17 protein-coding genes are annotated in these 18,367 nt (G+C 70.0%); 7 read left to right on the plus strand and 10 right to left on the minus strand.

The annotated features are described in order from the left end of the window. Positions 1 to 165: 165 nt before the first annotated feature. From lnt to NMI01S_RS12980, 5 genes are all read right to left on the minus strand, one after another. Positions 166 to 1,755 (minus strand): apolipoprotein N-acyltransferase, encoded by a 1,590-nt coding sequence (lnt, locus tag NMI01S_RS12960; RefSeq protein ID WP_084512925.1) that lies wholly within the window; start codon positions 1,753 to 1,755, stop codon positions 166 to 168. A 125-nt stretch (positions 1,756 to 1,880) separates the two neighbouring features. Next, positions 1,881 to 3,476, minus strand: coding sequence for an amidohydrolase (locus NMI01S_RS12965; RefSeq protein ID WP_062996896.1), 1,596 nt, complete (start codon positions 3,474 to 3,476; stop codon positions 1,881 to 1,883). A gap of 50 nt (positions 3,477 to 3,526) precedes the next feature. Then, positions 3,527 to 4,009: an FxsA family protein gene (locus NMI01S_RS12970; RefSeq protein WP_062996898.1), complete on the minus strand. Its 483-nt coding sequence runs from the start codon at positions 4,007 to 4,009 to the stop codon at positions 3,527 to 3,529. 85 nt (positions 4,010 to 4,094) lie between these two features. Then, positions 4,095 to 4,754, minus strand: a complete 660-nt coding sequence (locus tag NMI01S_RS12975; protein WP_036501594.1) for a response regulator — start codon at positions 4,752 to 4,754, stop codon at positions 4,095 to 4,097. A gap of 30 nt (positions 4,755 to 4,784) precedes the next feature. Beyond that, entirely contained in the window at positions 4,785 to 6,005 is a 1,221-nt protein-coding gene (locus tag NMI01S_RS12980; RefSeq protein ID WP_062996900.1) for a sensor histidine kinase, read from the minus strand. Positions 6,006 to 6,086: 81 nt separating this feature from the next. On the opposite strand from NMI01S_RS12980, the gene NMI01S_RS12985 reads away from it, so the two are divergent. Next, positions 6,087 to 6,854 (plus strand): TSUP family transporter, encoded by a 768-nt coding sequence (locus tag NMI01S_RS12985; protein WP_062996902.1) that lies wholly within the window; start codon positions 6,087 to 6,089, stop codon positions 6,852 to 6,854. A 7-nt stretch (positions 6,855 to 6,861) separates the two neighbouring features. Here NMI01S_RS12985 and NMI01S_RS12990 read toward each other — a convergent pair whose 3' ends face one another. Next, the gene (locus tag NMI01S_RS12990; protein WP_083870789.1) at positions 6,862 to 7,515 is read right to left on the minus strand and encodes a TetR/AcrR family transcriptional regulator; all 654 of its coding nucleotides are present in this window, start codon (positions 7,513 to 7,515) and stop codon (positions 6,862 to 6,864) included. 206 nt (positions 7,516 to 7,721) lie between these two features. Between NMI01S_RS12990 and NMI01S_RS12995 the strand changes: the two genes are divergently transcribed. Together NMI01S_RS12995 and NMI01S_RS13000 are read left to right on the plus strand one after the other, a co-directional pair. Next, a complete protein-coding gene (locus NMI01S_RS12995; RefSeq protein ID WP_245716835.1) occupies positions 7,722 to 9,245 on the plus strand; it encodes a TldD/PmbA family protein in 1,524 nt (507 codons plus the stop codon). A gap of 192 nt (positions 9,246 to 9,437) precedes the next feature. Further along, positions 9,438 to 10,823: a metallopeptidase TldD-related protein gene (locus NMI01S_RS13000; protein ID WP_062997060.1), complete on the plus strand. Its 1,386-nt coding sequence runs from the start codon at positions 9,438 to 9,440 to the stop codon at positions 10,821 to 10,823. A 16-nt stretch (positions 10,824 to 10,839) separates the two neighbouring features. Here NMI01S_RS13000 and NMI01S_RS34800 read toward each other — a convergent pair whose 3' ends face one another. Beyond that, positions 10,840 to 11,346, minus strand: coding sequence for a nitroreductase/quinone reductase family protein (locus NMI01S_RS34800; protein WP_167669901.1), 507 nt, complete (start codon positions 11,344 to 11,346; stop codon positions 10,840 to 10,842). A gap of 97 nt (positions 11,347 to 11,443) precedes the next feature. Here NMI01S_RS34800 and NMI01S_RS13010 point away from each other — a divergent pair, with 97 nt between their 5' ends. Continuing rightward, on the plus strand, positions 11,444 to 12,091 hold the full coding sequence (locus NMI01S_RS13010) for a TetR/AcrR family transcriptional regulator (protein WP_062996906.1): 648 nt from the start codon (positions 11,444 to 11,446) through the stop codon (positions 12,089 to 12,091). Between the two features lie 9 nt (positions 12,092 to 12,100). Here the strand turns inward: NMI01S_RS13010 and NMI01S_RS13015 are convergent, their stop codons facing one another. After that, complete coding sequence (locus NMI01S_RS13015) at positions 12,101 to 12,364, minus strand: helix-turn-helix domain-containing protein (RefSeq protein ID WP_062996908.1); 264 nt, start codon at positions 12,362 to 12,364, stop codon at positions 12,101 to 12,103. 77 nt (positions 12,365 to 12,441) lie between these two features. Between NMI01S_RS13015 and map the strand changes: the two genes are divergently transcribed. Continuing rightward, positions 12,442 to 13,209: a type I methionyl aminopeptidase gene (gene map / locus NMI01S_RS13020; protein ID WP_062996910.1), complete on the plus strand. Its 768-nt coding sequence runs from the start codon at positions 12,442 to 12,444 to the stop codon at positions 13,207 to 13,209. Between the two features lie 113 nt (positions 13,210 to 13,322). Continuing rightward, positions 13,323 to 13,709, plus strand: a complete 387-nt coding sequence (locus NMI01S_RS13025; protein ID WP_062996912.1) for a PPOX class F420-dependent oxidoreductase — start codon at positions 13,323 to 13,325, stop codon at positions 13,707 to 13,709. Positions 13,710 to 13,760: 51 nt separating this feature from the next. Here NMI01S_RS13025 and NMI01S_RS13030 read toward each other — a convergent pair whose 3' ends face one another. Continuing rightward, positions 13,761 to 14,150, minus strand: a complete 390-nt coding sequence (locus NMI01S_RS13030) for a PPOX class F420-dependent oxidoreductase (RefSeq protein ID WP_036501611.1) — start codon at positions 14,148 to 14,150, stop codon at positions 13,761 to 13,763. A 94-nt stretch (positions 14,151 to 14,244) separates the two neighbouring features. Further along, positions 14,245 to 17,868 (minus strand): cobaltochelatase subunit CobN, encoded by a 3,624-nt coding sequence (cobN, locus tag NMI01S_RS13035; RefSeq protein ID WP_062996914.1) that lies wholly within the window; start codon positions 17,866 to 17,868, stop codon positions 14,245 to 14,247. A 271-nt stretch (positions 17,869 to 18,139) separates the two neighbouring features. Between cobN and NMI01S_RS13040 the strand changes: the two genes are divergently transcribed. Then, a complete protein-coding gene (locus NMI01S_RS13040; protein WP_062996916.1) occupies positions 18,140 to 18,367 on the plus strand; it encodes a hypothetical protein in 228 nt (75 codons plus the stop codon).

The raw sequence follows: 18,367 nt of genomic DNA on the forward strand, positions 1-18,367 counted from the left end.
GTTCAGCGCTGATCACCCGTCAAGGACAAGATCGACAGCACGCGGTGTCCGGATGTGCAACCGACCGGCGAATGCGGATGGGCGGCCCGGAATCGACGGGGTGTGAGAAAGATCGATTCGCGGGTACCCGCGATGTGTGATTGTCCGGGAGAGCTGCGGTGGCCGTCAGTCGAATGCCCGGTCGCCGGTGACGTCCTCATCGGTCCGATGCGCCGAGCGCATCGTTCGCCGCCGGATAGCCGCGACCAGGACAACGGCCGCAGCAAGAATACACAACATACGTTCCGGAAGCGGACCCATCGCTGTCGCGGGTGTCGTTTCGCTGCGCAACGGCAGCGCCGCCTCGAGTGCGGCGGGCACGAATTTGGCGCTCTGCTGCCGCACCACACCGTCGGCGGTGACAACGGCACTGACGCCGGTCGTCGCGGCGACCACCAGCGCCCGGCCGTGTTCGACGGCCCGCACCCGCGACATGGCCAGCTGCTGATAGGTCATATCGCTGTCGCCGAAGGTGGCGTTGTTGGTGGGGACGGTCAGCAGTTGCGCACCGGCGCGCAGTGAATCCTCGAAGGCCCGGTCGAAGGCGACCTCGTAGCAGGTTGCCACCCCGATCGCGACCATCGGGCCACCGCCGGCCGGGCGGGCGTGCACGACACCGTCGCCGTGACCGGGCACGAAGTAGCCGGCGCGGTCGGCGTAGCTGGAGAAGTGGCGGAAGAAGCCGCGATAGGGCAGGTATTCGCCGAACGGCTGGATGATCTTCTTGTCGTGGCGCTCCCCCGGCCCCTCGGCGTCCCACACGATCACCGAATTGGTGGTGGTGCGGTCGTCGTTGACGAGGACGGCGCCCACCAGGATCGGGGCGTGGATGTCCCGGGAGGCCGCGGTGATCTCGTCGTAGGCGTCGGAATTACGCGAGGGGTCGATATCGGAGGAATTCTCCGGCCAGATCACCACATCCGGCTGAGCGGCGGTCCCGGCGGCGACCGCGCGGGCCAGTTCCTCGGTACGGCGGATGTGATTGTCCAGCACGGCGCGGCGCTGGGCGTTGAAGTCCAGGCCCAGCCGCGGCACGCTGCCCTGGATAGCGGCGACCGTGATCGACCGGTCTCCGTCGTCCGGGGCGGGCAGCGCGGTCCGGAGGATCACTCCGGTAATCGGGATGATAGCCACAACCGTTGCGAGAGTGATAATTACGACCGCACGCCGTTCGGTTGCCCGGGGGCGCAACCGGAGCAGCAGTGCGGCCAGGACGGTTCCGGTCAGGGCGACCGCGAAGCTCACCACCGGCGCGCCGCCGAGCCAGGCCAGCGGCAGATACCAGCCGTCGGCCTGCCCGAAAGCGAGCCGGCCCCACGGGAATCCGCCGAACGGAAAGCTGGAGCGTCCCCATTCGGTGAGCGTCCACATCAGTGCCACCCACACCGGCCAGCCCGGCAGGACGCACGCCAGCCGCGACGACAGCCCGAACAGGCCGACATACCCCGCGCACGCGGCCGAGAGTGCCAGCCACGGCACCGGGCCGACGTAGATGCCGGTCCACGGCAGCAGCGGCAGGAAGAACGCGAGCCCCGCCAGCAGGCCGTAGCCGAATCCGCCACGCAACCTCGTCGCGTCGCGCACGACCAGGGTCAGGATCGCGATACCGATCGGCGCGAGATACCAGCAGGTACGGGGCGGAAAGCTCGCGAACAACAAGAGTCCGGCGACGACAGCGGCCCCGATCCTTCCCCACACCCGCCACGTCACGCCCAGCACCGCGCCAGCCTACTGGGATACCGCGCACCGGCCCGTGCCGGGCCAGGTTGCGAACCGATGTCCAACCACCGCCCTCGTCGGTCACCCCGGCCCGTGGAGTGCCGGTGTCGCCCCTGCCGTCCTCAGGCCGCGTAGATGGTCACTCCGTCACGGACGGTGCGCAGGCAACGCGGGAGTTCGGCGTCCGCCTCCAAGGACGGCAGTCCGGGGACACGGGAGCGCGGATCGGTGGACCAGCGTTGCACCGTGTCCGAGGCGGCGGCGACCACCAATTCCGTTGTGTCCCAGATCGCATAATTCGCGGGAGCGCCGGGCACCAGGGTGCCGGCGATTCCGTCGCGCACACCACCGGCCCGCCAGGCGCCACGGGTGGCGGCGGCGAAGGCCGCGCGCGGGGAGATGTTGTGGCCCGGGGTGCGGTGGTTCGCGGCCGCGCGGACGGCCTCCCACGGGTTCAGCGCCGTCACCGGAGCGTCGGAACTGATCGCCAGGGAGATACCGGCGGCGGCCATCGCCGCGAACGGGTTGGTGGCCGCGGCGCGTCCGGCGCCCAGCCGGGTGGCGTACATCCCCTCGGCGCCACCCCACGCGGCGTCGAATCCCGGTTGCACACTGGCGATCACGCCGAATTCGGCCAGTTTCGCGATCTGCCCGGCATCGAGCAGTTCGGCATGTTCGAGGCGGTGGCCGCGGGTGGCCACCGCCGGTGCGCCGAGTTCGCCGGCGACCCGGGCGAAGCCCTCGACCACCGCATCGATGGCCGCGTCGCCGATGGCGTGGAATCCGGCCTGGATCCCGGCCTCGGTGCAGGCCCGGACGTGGGCCGCGATCGCCGTGGCGTCGAGGTAGGCGACGCCGGTGGTGTCGCGGTCGGCATACGGTGCGCGCAGCCACGCGGTGTGGGAGCCGAAGGATCCGTCGACGAACAGGTCCCCGGCCAGCCCGTGTACACCGAGTTCGCCGACCAGCGCCCGCGCCTCGTCGGCGGAGGTGACGGCCTCACCCCAGTACGCCCGCACCCGCACACCGTGCTCGAATTCCAGCAATTCGCGCACATCGGTGCGTCCGGAGATCTGCGGGCCCGCGCATTCGTGGACGGCGACCACACCGCGGGCGGCCGCGTAATCGAGTGCGGCGGCCCGGGCCCGGTCGCGCTGGGCGCGGTCGAGACCGTCGAGGGCGGCCTCGCGGACGAGATGATGGGCGTCGGCGCGAAGCGGTGCGCCGGCGGTATATCCCGCGACGGCGCGGACACTGGCCACCGCGTCGAGCAGTGCGGTCGAGGCGACGGCGGAATGGGCGTCCACACGGGACAGATAGACCGCGCGCCCCGGCCCGGCCGCGGCGTCGATCTCGTCGGCCGTGGGCGGGCGGCCCTCGGGCCAGCGGGTCTCGTCCCAGCCGTCGCCGATGATCGTTCCGGAATGCGTGGCGGCGTACTCGCGCACCAGATCCAGGCATCGCGCCAGCGAATTCGCCTGGGACAGATCCAGACCCGTCAGTTGCAGACCCAGCGCGGTGACGTGCACGTGCGGATCGACGAAGGCCGGGGCGACGAAAGCGCCGTCCAGATCGATGATTTCGGCGTCAGGGTGCAGGGCGCGGCCGGGACGTTCGGCGCCCAGCCAGACCACGGTGCCGTCGGTGACCGCCATCGCGGTCGCATCGGGGGAACTGGAACTGTAGATTCGGCCGCCGACCAGCAACTGGGTACTCACGGATGACCAGTGTGCCGCACGGCCGGCGGCGTGCGATCAGTGCGGGTCGGTCAGCGGGGATCGATCATGCGCCGCGCGGGGCCCTGACCGTCGTCGTAGTACTGCTCGACGACCACCCCGTCGACGACCTCCCCGGAGGGTTCCACCACCACACCGCGATATCGGGTGGCCATGGTCAGCCGATCGATGCGGCGCAGCGCCGCGGCCGAGACCAGCGGTCGCAGCAGTGCCCGGGTGGGCAGGAGCAGCAGCAGTCCGAACACCGAGGTGACCAGACCGGGAACGAACATCAGCAGCGCGCCCACCCCGACCAGCGCGCCGTCGGCGACGGCGGTACCCGGGGCGATCTCGCCGCGCCGGGCGCGGCGGAACTGCTCGAAGACCCGGCGGCCCTGGGAACGCACAAGGATCAGCCCGAGCGCGGATCCGGCGATGAGCAGCAGAATGGTCGGCACGGCACCGATGAGGTGGCCGACCACGACCAGCACCGCGATCTCGACGACGAGATAGAGGGCGAACAACAGGGCGGGCATCGGCGATCCTTTCCACGATCTACCCCGCCCAACGCACGGCGAGCCCGATTTTCTCCCGATCCGGGCATATCACCGCACACGCGTGTCAGGTACCCGGTGTGACCAGCCCGGTTTCGTAGGCCAGCACGACCGCCTGGACCCGGTCGCGCAATCCCAGTTTGGTCAGCACCCGGCCGACGTGCGTCTTCACCGTGGCCTCCGACAGGTACAGCTCGGCGGCGATCTCGGCATTGGAGCGCCCGGCGGCGATCTGTTCGAGCACCTCGCGTTCGCGCGCGGTGAGCACGTCGAGCACCGACGGGTCGCGCACGCGGGCGGGGTCGGCGGCGATCAACCGGTTCAGCAGCCGCTTGGTCACCTTCGGCGAGACCACCGCGTCGCCGGCCGCGACGCTGCGGATCGCGGAGATCAGATCCTCGGGCGGGGTGTCCTTGAGCAGGAAGCCGCTGGCTCCGGCGCGCAGCGCGCCGAGCGCGTGCTCGTCGAGGTCGAAGGTGGTCATCACCAGAACCCGGCTGCCGCATCCGGATTCGAGGATCTGGGCGGTCGCGGCGACGCCGTCGACCACGGGCATCCGCACATCCATCAGGACCACGTCGGGGGCCAGTTCACCGGCCAGGCGCACGGCGGTCGCGCCGTTGTCGGCCTCGGCGACGACGTCGACGTCCGGGTGCGCGCCCAGCACCATCTTGAGTCCGGCGCGCATGAGTTCCTGGTCGTCGACGACGAGTACGGTGATCGGCACCGCACCAATCTAACGGGACTCCTCCCCCGGTCAGTCGGGTAGTTCGCGCTGCAGGGGAATGGTGGCGCAGACGCGCCAGCCGCCCTCGGGGCGTCGTCCCACCTCGAGGGTGCCGCCGAGGACCGCGATCCGCTCCCGCATCCCGACCAGCCCGAGGCCGCTGCCGGCGATGCCGTTGCGCAGTGCCGTGTCGTCCACGGCGGGCGCCTTCGCCGCCACGGTGGAACCGGTCGCGGGCGGTCCGGCATCGCCGCGGTCGAGGACCTCGACCAGCACATCCGCCTCACGCCGGCGCACCCGCACCCAGGCCTGCGGGTCGGGGCCGGCGTGGCGGAAGGTGTTGGTCAGCGATTCCTGCACGATGCGGTGCATACCGAGGCTCACCTCGGGCGCGACGTCGTCGAGTTCTCCGGTGAGTTCCAATTCCACGGCCAGCCCGGCGCTGCGCATCATCTCCACCACCTTCGCCAGTCCGGCGGTGCCGTGCTGCGGCAGCTGTTCCGGGGCGTGTTCGGTGCGCAGCAGTTCCACGGTCCGGCGCAGTTCGCGCAGCGCCTCCCGGCCGGTGGCGGCGATGGTGGCCAATGCCTGTTCGGCGATCTCCGGATCGCGGCGCAGCGCGTATTTCGCCCCGTCTGCCTGCACGATGATGACGCTGACCGCATGGGCGACCACGTCGTGGAGTTCCCGGGCGATGCGGGTGCGCTCGGTCGAGACAGCGTCGTGGGCGCTGCGCTCGCGGTCGTAGTCGGCGACGGCGAGCCGCGCCGCGACCTCGGCGTCATAGGCGTGGCGAGCGCCGAGGAATTCCGCGAGGGTCCAGCACAGCGCGTAGAACATGATCAGGAAGCCGACGACGATCGGCACCGACTGGTCGACCACGGCCAGCGAGAACGCCCCGTCCACGGCGAGGCCGACCAGATACAGCAGACCTTCGCGCCGGCCCACGTAGGCGACGAGGGTGTAGAGCGCGACGCCGACCGCCAGCAGTGCCGGCGGCTGCAGATCCTCGTGCAGGACGACGCTCACCGCGCTGGTCGTGATCGACAACACCAGCAGGGCGGCCGCGCTGGCCCGCGGATAGCTGCGCCGCCAGATTACCGGCACCGGAACGAGCAGCCCGAGGATCAGGTAGACGATCGCGTGATCCTTGCCGCCGAGCGTGAGCAGATCGAACAGCAGCAGTGCGGCCGCGAGGATGGAATCGGCGACCATGGGTTTGCCACGGAGCCACAGACTGAATCGGCGCACCCGCTCAGCCTAGGTGGCCGCCGCCGCGGCATCGTGCGCCACGATTTGCCGCACGTCGCGAACTCTGATTGGGTCGCCGGCGTGGATGTGGCTGATTGGGCGGTGCTGCTGCCCGCGGCCACGGTCGCGGGCTGGGTGGATGCCGTGGTGGGCGGCGGCGGATTGATCATCCTGCCGACTCTGCTGCTGGTGGCGCCGACGCTTGCCCCGCAGACTGCCCTGGGTACGAACAAGATCGCCGCATTCGCCGGGACCAGCGCCGCCGCACTGACTTTCGCGCGCCGGGTGCCGATGAACCGGCCGCTGATGGTGTCGGGTGCGGCGATCGCGGCGTGCGCGGCGGCCGCCGGTTCGGCCGCGGTGGCGCTGATCGACCGGCGCTATTTCATCCCGATCGTGATGGCGGTGCTGATCGGTGTCGCGATCGTGGTGGCGACACGGCCCTCGATCGGGGTGACGATGGCGACCCACCCGCCGACCCGGCGTCGCACGATCCTGGTGGTGGGTCTGGCGGCCGGACTGATCGGCGGGTACGACGGGCTGGTCGGCCCCGGTACCGGCACCTTCCTCATCATCTCGTTCGCCACTCTGCTGGGCACCGAGTTCGTGCGCGCCGCGGCCATGGCGAAGGTGATCAATTGCGGGTCGAATCTCGGCGCGCTGATTCTGCTCGCCGCCACCGGGCACATCATCTGGTCGGTGGGCCTCGGCATGGCGGTGGCGAATATCGCGGGGTCCGTGGTGGGTTCGCGGATGGCGCTCGCGCGCGGTGCCGGGTTCGTGCGCGCGGTGCTGCTGATCGTGGTGACCGCGATGGTCATACGCCTGGGCTGGCAGCAGTTCGGCTGAGCGGCGCTCAGCAGCGCGCCTCCGCGGTCAGATGCCGCCCGGCCGAGAGCCAGGGCGCGAGCACCCGCGACGTGGTCTCGCGAATGGTGCGATGCAGTCGCTCCCCGTCCTCGATCGCGTGGCGGCCGGAGAACAGCACGGTCAGCGCTCCCGACACCGCGCCGACGACGGCGCCGACCAGCGCGGCCGCGCCGACCTCGTCCAACTCGTCGGGGAACGCGTCGCGCAGCCGCCGCGCGATCTCCTGCTGCGCGGCCAGCTGGGCGTGTGCGGCCCGGCCGCTCACGGCGGGAACGGTACGCGAGACCTGGGCGCGCAACACCGCGATCCGGGCCGCGAGATCGTCGCCGAGGTGGTCACCGGGGTTGTCGCCGGCGGCGCGCAGCGCGCGCAGCAGCACCTCGACGGGCCGTTCGTCACTGCGGCGGCTCGCGATCGCGGCCACCGCCGCGGTCACGCGTTCGTCGGGTTCGGGGAAGAGCAGTTCCTCTTTGCTCTCGAAGTAGTTGAAGAATGTCCTGGTCCCCACCTCGGCGGTCGCGGCGATATCGGCGACGGTGGTCGCCTCGTAGCCGCGGGATTCGAACAGGTCGGCGGCAGCCTCGAGGAGGGAGCGGCGGGTGCGTTCCCGCTTGCGGTCACGGAGTGCGGATGGCGGCACGCGGGCAGACAGTACGCCATCGGTGCCGCAACCCGCGGCAGGCTGCGCGTTTCGCGCGCGTTTCAGTCCGTGCCACACCGCATTTCGTGCATGTTTGCATCATCTGCAAACTTGCACGGCGTGTCGCGTTGGCGGCCGGGGGGTTTCGCCGCAGCCGTCGGCGAATCTGTTGGCCCCGTCGGCGGTCAGCAATTAGCGTAGGCCGGGTGAGCATCGCATCCGCGACCGTGGACGAACAGTTCCGCGCGCTACCGCTGGCCGCCCTGACCGACGCGGCGCTGACAGCGGCGCGCGCGGCCGGCGCCGAACACGCCGATCTGCGGGTGCACCGGCTGGTGACGCAATCGATCCGGTTGCGCGACGGCCGGGTCGAGTCCGTCGACAACGCCGTCGACCTGGGCTTCGCGGTCCGGGTCGTCGTCGACGGCACCTGGGGATTCGCCTCACACTGCGAGCTGACATCCGCGACCGCCGTGGCGGTGGCCCAGCGCGCGGTCACGGTCGCGGCCACCGTGCGGGCGCTCAACCGCGAGCGGGTCGAACTCGCCGACGAACCGGTCTACCGCGACGCCACCTGGGTCTCCCCCTACGACGTGGACCCGTTCACCGTGCCGTCGCCGGAGAAAGTCGCGCTGCTGCAGGACTATTCGCAGCGCCTGTCCTCGGCCGCGGGCATCGATCACGTGACGGCCTCGGTGCTGCAGGTCAAGGAGCAGACCTACTACGCCGACACCGCGGGTTCCACGATCACGCAGCAGCGGGTGCGATTGCATCCGCAACTCGAGGCGATCACCGTCGACGCCGCGACGGGAGGTTTCGAGACGATGCGCACTCTCGCCGCGCCGGCCGGGCGCGGCTGGGAGTACGTCACCGGCGCCGACGGAGTCTGGGACTGGGACGACGAATTGGCCCGGATGCCGCAGTGGCTGGCCGAGAAGGTCGCCGCGCCCTCGGTGACGCCGGGTCCCACCGACCTGGTGATCGATCCGACCAATCTGTGGCTGACGATTCACGAATCCATCGGTCACGCCACAGAATACGATCGCGCGATCGGCTACGAGTCGGCCTACGCCGGCACCTCCTTCGCCACCCCCGACAAGCTCGGGACGCTGCGCTACGGCACCCCGATCATGCACGTCACCGGCGACCGGACCCAGGAGCACGGCCTGGCGACGGTCGGCTACGACGACGAGGGTGTGGCCGGGCAGCGCTGGGATCTGGTGCGTGACGGCACCCTGGTCGGTTATCAGCTCGACCGGGTCTTCGCGCCTCGCCTCGGGGTGCCCCGGTCCAATGGCTGCTCCTACGCCGATTCCGCCCACCACGTGCCCATTCAGCGCATGGCCAACGTGTCACTGCAGCCCGATCCGCAGACCGATACCAGCACCGCCGAGCTGATCTCGCGCGTCGAGGACGGCATCTACGTCGTGGGCGACCGGTCCTGGTCGATCGACATGCAGCGCTACAACTTCCAGTTCACCGGGCAGCGCTTCTTCCGGATTCGTCACGGGGAGTTGGCCGGTCAGTTGCGCGATGTCGCCTACCAGGCCACCACCACCGACTTCTGGGGTGCGATGGAAGCCGTGGGCGGCCCGTCGACCTGGGTCCTGGGCGGGGCGTTCAACTGCGGTAAGGCTCAGCCCGGCCAGGTGGCGGCGGTATCGCACGGGTGCCCGTCGGTGCTGGTGCGTGGGGTGAACATCCTCAACACCCGCCAGGAGGCGGGGTGAGTCACACTCGCGCAGCCACTCACCACGCCGACCGGGTGCGGGTGTCCCGCAAGACACTGGAGGCGGGGTGAGTCACACTCGCGCAGCCACTCACCACGCCGACCGGGTGCGGGTGTCCCGCAAGATACTGGAGGCGGGGTGAACGGCGACGGTTCGGATTTCGCAGACAACACGGGAGGCCGGTCGGTGACGATGATGCACGGCGCGGAGGTCGTGGAGCGGGCGCTGGCCGTCGCACGCGCGGACGAGACGATCATCATCGTCACCGACGCGTCGGAGGCCTCGCTGCGCTGGGCCGGCAATTCCATGACCACCAACGGGTCGTCGGTATCACGCTCCTGGGCGGTGGTGTCGATCCTGCGCGAGGGCCCCCGCTCGGCGCGGGTGGGCAGTGTCGGTTCCACGAGCGTGGATCCCGCCGAGATCGAGGCGGTGGTGCGCAGTGCGGAAGAGGCGGCTCGCACCGCCGAGCCCGCCGCCGACGCGATGCCACTGCTGGACCCGGAAAACGCGGGAGCGCAACCGGATTCGGAGTGGTCGGGCCCGGTGCGCGAAACCGGTATCGAGGTGTTCACCGGACTCGCCGGTGAGCTCGCCGTCGGATTCGCCGGCACCGACCGGCTCTACGGTTTCGCCCACCATCAGCTGCACACCACTTGGCTGGGCACATCCACCGGCATCCGCCGCCGGTGGACCGAGCCCACCGGATCCATCGAGATCAACGGCAAACGCGGCGACAACGACCCGGCCAGCGCCTGGGTGGGCGCGCCGACGGCCGATTTCACCGATATCGGCGTCACCGCGCTGCTGGCCGAGTTGAGCCGGCGCCTGGACTGGTGTGCCCGCCGGGTCGAACTGCCGGCCGGACGCTACCCCACCCTGCTGCCGCCTTCGGCGGTCGCGGATCTGCTCATTCCGATGCTGTGGTCGATGGACGGACGCGGCGCCCACGAGGGGCACACCGCATTCGCCCGGGCCGGCGGCACCCGTGTCGGCGAGCGCCTCACCGACCTGCCGCTGACGTTGTACTCGGACCCGGCTGCCGCCGGATTGGAATACCGTCCGTTCGTCGCGACCGCGGCCTCGTCGGAGACCTCCTCGATCTTCGACAACGGTCTGGCGGCCGGTCGCGTCGACTGGCTGCGCGGGGGAGTGATCGAGTCGTTGATCTATCCGCGCGCCGTGGCCGCGCAGTACGACGCTCCCGTCACGGTGGCCGGTGAGAATCTGCTGCTGACCGGCGGGGCGGATCGCACGCTCGAGCAGATGATCGCCAGCACCGAGCGCGGCCTGCTGCTGACCTGTCTGTGGTACATCCGCGAGGTCGATCCGGCCTCGCTGCTGCAGACCGGCCTGACCCGCGACGGGGTGTATCTGGTGGAGGACGGGGCGGTCACCGCCGCGGTCAACAACTTCCGCTTCAACGAGAGCCCGCTGGATCTGTTGCGCCGCGCCACCGAGGTCGGCGCCACCGAGATCACGCTGCCCCGCGAATGGAAGGACTGGTTCACCCGTACGGCCATGCCGCCGATGCGGATCCCCGACTTCCACATGTCCTCGGTCAGCCAGGCGACCTGAGCGCGGTGACGCGCATTCAGCGCATCGATCGCGGCCGCAGCCGCACGACCACCGTGCCGCGACCGAGGGCGGCGCGCAGCTGTTCCCGGTCGACGTTGCCGTCCGCATCGAGGCTGATACCGGCGAAGCGGCCGTGCGTGGGGTTCTGGGTGAGGATGATGCGGTAGGGCTCGGCGATCTCGTGTTCGCCGGAGATCACCTCCCAGTCCGCGAGCCGCTCCCGGCCGCGCCAGGTGATCCGCACCGGTTCGCCCGGCCGCAGGTTGCGCCGCCAGCCCGCCGCGGTACCGACCAGCAGTGCGCCGTCGGATTCGGCGTAGCCGACCGGATTCGCGTAGACGCGGCCGGTTTTGCGCCCGACCACGGTGACGATCATCAATTTCGCGCTGAGCAGGCGATGCAGCGGCGACCGCAACAGTGCGCGCAGGGCGGCGTCGACCGCCGTCTGCATGCGCAATCGGCCGCGTCCCGCCGATTCGGCAGCCGAGGTGCCGGCTGAGGAGGGTGTGCTGGGAGTGGACATGTCGACAGCTCCGATCAGTATTTTCGAGTGCCTACTCAGAAAATACGACGGGTTGGGGCATACTGCAAGGGCACGACCGATTCGGAAGGAAGACCCGGTGCCCCGCCAGCACGCCCAGAACACCGAACCGCCCGCACGGACGCGCGGGCGACCGCGCAGCGGAGTGCGGGAGGCCGTCATCACCGCCGCCCAGGAGGTCCTCACGAGTTCCGGGGTCGCGCGGCTCACCACCAGGGAAGTCGCCACTCGCGCCGGCGTCGCCGAATCGAGCATCTTCTACCACTTCGGCGATCGCACCGGGCTGCTCCAGGCGGTGATCCAGCATCACCTGCGGCCGCTGAAGGATATGCTCGCCGATCCGTCTCATTCCATCGACGAGGCCGAATCCGCCGATCTGCGAGGCGATCTCGTGCGCCTGGTAACCGTGCTGGAGGACTTTTTCCGCGCCGCGCTCCCCGTCATGGCGGCGATCGAATCCGATGCCGAATTGCGCGCGGTCTACTCCGAACGCAGCCGCGACTTCGATCTGGGCCCGCATCGCGCCCTGGACGTGGTGATCGGACATCTGTCGGCCCGCCACCACATCGTCGCCGAACCGCGCACCGCGGCACTGCTGGTCGTGGGCGCGGCACACCAGCGCGCACTTCAGTCGCGAATGAGCCCGCCGGAGGCGCGGGCCGCGCTCCCCTCGCCGGAGGCGATCGCCGACGCGACCCTCCCCCTGTTCCGCGCCGACAAGAACTGACCGGGCCCCTCAGGCCGAGGCGCTCAACCGCGCGGACTGCCAGACCTCGGCCAACTCCTGCAGCGGAATTCCGAGCGCCCCCGAGAGTCCGACGACGGTCCCGAACGCCGGACTGGGCAGGCGGCCGGATTCGATCTTGCGCAGCGTCTCCGGCGAGATACCGGCGGCCCGGGCGATCTCCGCGGGGTCCCGATCGCCCCGGACCGCACGCAGATACGCGCCCAAGCGGCGACCGGCCTCCACCTGGGCCGGGGTCAGCGGGAGTCGAACCATGCCCCCAGCATAGAACTGGTATTCAAATACCGCTACGGTTACAGTCGGTATATAAATACCGATGCCAGGGAGGTTTCGTGGTCGAACTGAAGACAGCCGCCGAGATCGAGCGGATGGGCGTGGCCGGACGCTTCGTCGCCGAGGTACTCGCGCAGCTGCGGGAACGGGCCGAGGTCGGGGTCAATCTGCTCGACCTGGAAAAGCATGTGCGAGAGCGCATCCGGGAACGAGGAGCGGTGTCGTGCTATTGGGACTACGCGCCCTCGTTCGGGCGCGGCCCGTTCCGCAACACCGTGTGCCTGTCGGTCAACGACGCGGTTCTGCACGGGCTGCCCTACGACTACCGCTTGCGCGACGGTGACGTGCTGACCATGGATCTGGCGGTCTCGGTCGACGGCTGGGTTGCCGACGCCGCGGTCAGCACCATCGTCGGCACCGCCGACCCCGAGGACGCCCGGCTGGTCGCGGCGACCGAGGAGGCCTTGGCGGCCGCGGTCGAGGTCGCCCGGCCGGGTGGGCGGCTCGGCGACATCTCCGCGGCCATCGCGGCGGTCGCGCGGCGGCACGGCTACCCCGTCAACACCGAATTCGGCGGCCACGGACTCGGCCGCACCATGCATGAGGATCCGCACGTCCCCAATGCGGGGCGCGCCGGGCGCGGCATGCGGCTCGTCCCCGGCCTCACCCTCGCGATCGAGCCCTGGTTCGCCCGCGGCACCGACCGCATCATCACCGATCCGGACGGGTGGACGATCCGCTCCGCCGACGGGTCGCGCACCGCGCATTCCGAACATACGGTCGCCATCACCGACGCGGGCCCCCGAATCCTCACGCGCGCGGCATGATTCACCCCACGGCTCGCAGCGATCGGGCAGCGTCGTTCGGACCCCGAGCGCGGAACGCCACCTGGTGACGCTCCGCTGCCGCGTCCGGGCTCGACCGGTTAGGCTCGGCACTCGTGGACAATCCTTTCGGGCCCGCGGGTACCGCGAACTACGTTCTGCTCACCACCTACAAGAAGGACGGCACGCCGGTCGCGACCCCGGTGTGGGCGGCGCTCGACGATGCCAAGTTGTACGTCTGGACCGAAACCGCCGCATGGAAGGTCAAGCGGGTGCGCCGCAATCCGGAGGTCACCCTGCAGCCGTGCAGCGTGTCCGGTAAGCCGCGCGGGGAGATCGTATCCGGCACCGCCCGGGTCCTCGACGAGCAGGGCAGCGACCGGGCCCGGGAACTGATCAAGCGCAAATACTCGCTCATGGGCTGGCTGATCGTCACCGGCAGCCTGTTGCGACGCGGGCGCAAGGGCACGATCGGCATCGAAATCACCGCTGCGCCAGCCTGATTCAGCACTGCCCCAGCCGATTCGACACCGACCGGCCTGATCCGGCGGCGGTTACTCCCCCGCCGGTTCGGCGGTGATCGCCAGACCGACCGAGCGATCCTTACCGAAGATCAACTTGTGGCCGCGGATCAGCACCGTGCCGATCACCCCGTATTTGTGCGCGACGAGATCGCGCACCCGTTCGGTCCCGTCCGCATCGAGGATGCGCGCCGTGCCGGCACTCACCGGCGATCCGGACGTGCGGCCGCGGGCGTCGCAGGCCTGAACCGTCACCGCGGCATTACGGCGCAGCCGTTTCACCTTCCAGGTCTTCGGATTGGTCCAGACCACCAGCCGGTCACCGTCGGGAGCCACCCAGACCGGGGCCCCGACCGGCGTGCCGTCCTTCTTGTAGGTGGTGAGCAGGACGTACTTCTGCTGTGCGAGTTCGTTCCAGGTCATATCCCCACGGTAGGACCGAACTCGCGCCCCGCACATCCGCCGCGCGGCGCGGGATCCGGTGCGCCCGCCGACGTAGCGGCCGCACCGGGTCGCGCTACTCCAGTTCGCCCTCTGTTTCGAGGTAGATCTGCCGCAACCGGTCCAGCGTCTCCGGCAGCGGGGCCTCCCACAGTTGACGTTCGGCCGCCTCGAGCAGTCGTTCGGCGATGCCGTGCAGGGCCCACGGATTCGACTCGGTCATGAACTTCCGGTTCGCATCGTCGAAAACGTAGCTCTCCGAGAGCTTCTCGTACATCCAGTCGGCGACGACGTTGGTGGTGGCGTCGTAGCCGAACAGGTAGTCGACCGTGGCGGCCATCTCGAACGCACCCTTGTAGCCGTGGCGGCGCATCGCCTCGAGCCAGCGCGGATTGACCACGCGGGAGCGGAACACCCGGGTGGTCTCCTCGGAAAGAGTGCGGGTGCGCACCGCGTCGGGACGCGTCGAGTCGCCGATATAGGCCTCGGGATTCTTCCCGGTCAGCGCCCGGACAGCGGCGACCATACCCCCGTGGTACTGGAAGTAGTCGTCGGAATCGGCGATGTCGTGCTCGCGGGTGTCGGTGTTCTTGGCCGCGACCGCGATGCGCCGGTAGGCGGCGCGCATATCGTCGGCGGCCGGTGCGCCGTCCAGGTCCCGGCCGTAGGCGTAGCCGCCCCAGGTGGTGTACACCTGAGCCAGGTCGTCGTCGGTGCGCCAGCTCTTGGAGTCGATCAACTGCAGCAGGCCGGCGCCGTAGGTGCCGGGTTTGGAGCCGAAGATCCTCGTCGTGGCACGACGCCGGTCACCGTGTTCGGCGAGATCCGAATCGGTGTGCGCGCGAACGTAATTCGATTCCGCCGGTTCATCCAGATCGGCGACCAGCCGGACCGCGTCGTCGAGCAGCGCCAGCACGTGCGGGAACGCGTCGCGGAAGAAGCCGGAGATCCGGACGGTGACGTCGATGCGCGGGCGGCCGAGCTCGGCCAGGTCGATCACCTCCAGGCGGGTGACGCGGCGGCTCGCCTCGTCCCACACCGGCCGCACACCCAGCAGCGCGAACACCTCGGCGATATCGTCACCGGCGGTCCGCATGGCCGAGGTGCCCCATACCGAGAGCCCGACCGAGCGCGGGTAGTCACCGTGATCGGCGCGGTAGCGCTCCAGCAGCGAATCCGCCATCGCCTGCCCGGTCTCCCACGCCAGCCGCGAGGGCACCGCCTTCGGATCCACGGAATAGAAGTTCCGCCCGGTCGGCAGCACGTTGATCAGACCGCGCAGCGGCGAACCGCTCGGCCCGGCCGGGATGAAACCGCCGTTCAGGGCATGCAGAATCCGCTCGATCTCGACTCCGGTCTGCCGCAGCCGAGGCACGACTTCGGTTGCGGCGAACCGCAAGACGGCGGCGAGCGTATCCGGAGCATCGGGTTCGTAGCGGGCCACCAGTTCCCCGACCGCGTCCGGCGACCACTGCGCCGCCTGCAGTGCGGCCAGCAGCTGCCGGGCGCGCTGCTCGACGACGTCGACGCGCTCGCGCGATTCCTCCCCGGATTCGTCGAGCCCCAGCGCCTCGCGCAGCCCCGGCACCGCGACTTCACCGCCCCACAGCTGGCGGGCACGCAACATGGCCAGCACCAGATCGAGTTCCCCCTCCCCGGCCGGGGCCTGGCCCAGAATGTGCAGCCCGTCGCGGATCTGCACATCCTTGATCTCGCACAGCCAGCCGTCGACGTGCAGCAGCATGTCGTCGAAGGTGTCCTCGTCCGGCCGCTCTTCCAGCCCCAAATCGTGGTCCATCTTCGCGGCCCGCATCAGAGTCCAGATCTGCTGGCGGATCGCGGGCAGTTTGGCCGGATCCAGCGCCGAGATGTTGGCGTGCTCGTCGAGCAGTTGTTCCAGGCGCGCGATATCGCCGTAGGTCTCCGCGCGCGCCATCGGCGGAATCAGGTGGTCGACCAGCGTGGCGTGGGCGCGGCGCTTGGCCTGGGTGCCCTCGCCGGGATCGTTGACCAGGAACGGATAGATCAGCGGCAGGTCGCCGAGCGCGGCATCGGTGCCGCAGGCCGCCGACATACCCAGTGTCTTGCCCGGCAGCCATTCCAGATTGCCGTGTTTGCCCAGGTGCACCATCGCGTCGGCACCGAACCCACCCTCGCCGGCCGCCGCGGACAACCACCGATACACCGCCAGATAGTGATGGCTGGGCGGCAGATCCGGATCGTGGTAGATCGCGACCGGGTTCTCGCCGAAGCCGCGCGGCGGCTGCACCAGCAGCACGATATTACCGAAACGCAGTGCGGCGATGACGATTTCGCCGTCCGGATCGGCGGAGCGGTCGACGAACAACTCGCCCGGCGGCGGCCCCCACGCCTCCACGACCGCGGTGCGCAGTTGCTCGGGCAGGGTGGCGAACCAGGCCGAGTACTGCCGGGCGCCGATGCGAATCGGGTTGCCCTCCAACTGTTCCGCGCTGAGCCAATCCTGATCCTGGCCGCCGGCGGCGATCAACGCGTGGATGAGCGCGTCGCCGTCGCGCTCCTCGAGCCCCGGCACCTCACCTTCCGTGCCGAGATCGTAACCAGCCGTACGCATCTCGGTCAGCAGCCGGATCGCGCTCGCCGGGGTGTCCAGCCCGACGGCATTACCGATGCGCGCGTGTTTGGTCGGATACGCCGACAGCATCAACGCGATCCGCCGCTGCGCCACGGGCAGATGCCGCAGCCGCGCGTGGCGCACCGCGATGCCCGCGACCCGCGCCGCCCGCTCCGGGTCGGGCACATAGGTGGACAGGCCGTCGGCGTCGAACTCCTTGAACGAGAACGGCACCGTGATGATCCGCCCGTCGAATTCCGGCACCGCGACCTGGGTGGCGACGTCCAGCGGCGAGAGCCCGTCGTCGTTGTCCGCCCACTGGTCCCGGCCACTGGTCAGGCACAGACCCTGCAGGATCGGCACATCCAGGTCGGCGAGCGCGCCGATATCCCACGCCTCGTCGTCACCTCCGGCGGCGGCGGTCGCGGGTTTGGTGCCGCCCGCTGCCAGCACGGTCACCACCAGCGCGTCGGCGCGGCGCAGCGTGTCGAGCAGGTCCGGTTCGGCATTGCGCAGCGACGCGCAGTACAGCGGCAGCGGGCGGGCGCCGGCCTGTTCCAGTGCGCGGCACAGCGCCTCGACGTAGGCCGTATTCCCGGCCAGGTGCTGGGCGCGGTAGTACAGCACGGCCACAGTCGGCGCGGCGGCGAGGCGGGAATCGTTGGTGGACAACTCCTCCGCGGTCCGGTCGAGTTCACCCCAGGAGGGCAGCTGGACCGGCGGCTCGAAGCCGTGACCGGTCAGCAGCACGGTGTCGGACAGGAAGTTGTGCAGCTGCCGCAAATTGCCGGGCCCGCCCGCGGCCAGATAGTTGTGCGCGTCCGCGGCGACCCCACCGGGGACCGTCGAGCACTCCATCAGCTCGGCATCGGGCGCCATCTCGCCACCCAGGGCGACCAGCGGAATCCCGCTGGCGCGCAGCGCGTCCAGGCCGTCCTCCCAGGCGCGGCGGCCGCCCAGGATGCGGACCACGATCAGATCGGCGCCGTCGAGCAGTCCGGGCAGATCCTCCACCAGCAGCCGGGCCGGGTTGGCGAGCCGGTACTCGGCGCCGCTCGCGCGCGCGGACAGCAGATCGGTGTCGGACGTGGACAGCAGCAGGATCACGGTTCTCCTCGGGTGACGCGCCCATAGCGGATACGGCCGCCCGCCCGGAGGGTCTGACTGTCACAGTGGCGCGACCGCACCGGAATTGCACCGGTTTTCCTCGTATCGGCGAGCCTCCGGATGCTATCGCACTGCTGTGACCGGTATTTCCCGATCCGACTCCGCGGCGTACGCTGTGAATATGCCGAACTCACCGGGATGGAGCAGGCGGAACCGCTTTGCCGCCTGGTCGGGAATAACATGCATGATGATTGCTGTCGCATTGCTGGCAATGTCTTTGGCCGCTGCGGCCGGCGGTCACGGCGGGCTGTTACTGGTCGCCGCCGGTGCCTGTGCGGCGGTCGCGATCTTCGGGCTGCTGGTCTTCGAGTCCACGGTCCGCCGCGACCATGTCGATCGGCACGACACACCACACCTGCTGTCGGACAGTTACGTCGACGACCAGCTGTGGAAGGCCGTGATCGACGCCCGGGACGAGAGCAGCTCGAAGGACCGGTGA

Source organism: Nocardia mikamii NBRC 108933, assembly GCF_001613505.1.
GTDB classification, from domain to species: Bacteria; Actinomycetota; Actinomycetes; order Mycobacteriales; family Mycobacteriaceae; genus Nocardia; species Nocardia mikamii.

Coding starts and splice junctions, on each gene's coding strand:
- NMI01S_RS12970 (WP_062996898.1), bottom strand. CDS start 4,009: ATGCCCGCCCTGTTGTTCGCCCTCTATCTCGTCGTCGAGATCGCGGTG.
- NMI01S_RS13030 (WP_036501611.1), bottom strand. CDS start 14,150: ATGACCTGGAACGAACTCGCACAGCAGAAGTACGTCCTGCTCACCACC.
- NMI01S_RS13015 (WP_062996908.1), bottom strand. CDS start 12,364: ATGGTTCGACTCCCGCTGACCCCGGCCCAGGTGGAGGCCGGTCGCCGC.
- NMI01S_RS13040 (WP_062996916.1), top strand. CDS start 18,140: ATGTCTTTGGCCGCTGCGGCCGGCGGTCACGGCGGGCTGTTACTGGTC.
- NMI01S_RS13000 (WP_062997060.1), top strand. CDS start 9,438: ATGATGCACGGCGCGGAGGTCGTGGAGCGGGCGCTGGCCGTCGCACGC.
- NMI01S_RS34800 (WP_167669901.1), bottom strand. CDS start 11,346: ATGTCCACTCCCAGCACACCCTCCTCAGCCGGCACCTCGGCTGCCGAA.